Source organism: Legionella sp. ST3F1 (assembly GCF_048553315.1).
GTDB lineage: Bacteria > Pseudomonadota > Gammaproteobacteria > Legionellales > Legionellaceae > Tatlockia > Tatlockia donaldsonii.
In genome coordinates, this window is the sequence record NZ_JBLZIO010000056.1 from 1 (window position 1) to 643 (window position 643).

Consider the following 643-nt stretch of genomic DNA (forward strand, 5'->3'; position numbering starts at 1 on the left):
CGCGGGAGAGGGTTGGGGAGAGGGATATGGACAAATCTACGTTAAGGCAACGTGCAAAAAATTTACGAAAGCACAGTACAGATACTGAGAAACATCTTTGGTTTCATCTTCGAGCAAATCGGCTCGGTTATAAGTTCAAGCGACAAGTCCCAATAGGAGCATACATTGTCGATTTCGCATGCCTGGAAAAGCGGTTGCTTATTGAGCTGGATGGCAGCCAGCATTTTGATAACGAAACATACGATATGGAGCGTACGTCCTGGCTAAATGCACATGGCTTTAAAGTGTTACGCTTTTGGAATAATGATGTGTTGCTGCAAACAACATCGGTTATGGAAGTAATCATACAAGCTTTAACTGAAACCTAGGATGCCTCATAAATATCTCACCGACCAGATACATTCTGGCAGTTTTTCGTAGTTTTTCTCGTGGGATCCTAATGTATTTTTGTGATCGGCCTATCAGAATTTGCTCTGCGTGACATTCCCTCTCCCCAACCCTCTCCCGCGGAAAGCACTCTCATCCTATTCCAATTCTTTGCGCGGGAGAGGGGGTTAAGGAGGTTATCCCTTTACTAAGGAAAATTTGCCAGTTATTGTTTTTCCTCTCCCGCGAAAAGCACCCTCATGCTATTCCACCTCAT

At 44.5% G+C, this 643-nt stretch carries 1 protein-coding gene; it reads left to right on the forward strand.

Annotated features, from left to right (window positions below; genetic code table 11):
• Positions 1-26 precede the first annotated feature (26 nt).
• On the forward strand, positions 27-368 hold the full coding sequence (locus ACN4Z1_RS15940) for an endonuclease domain-containing protein (RefSeq protein ID WP_228363332.1): 342 nt from the start codon (positions 27-29) through the stop codon (positions 366-368).
• Positions 369-643 lie beyond the last annotated feature (275 nt).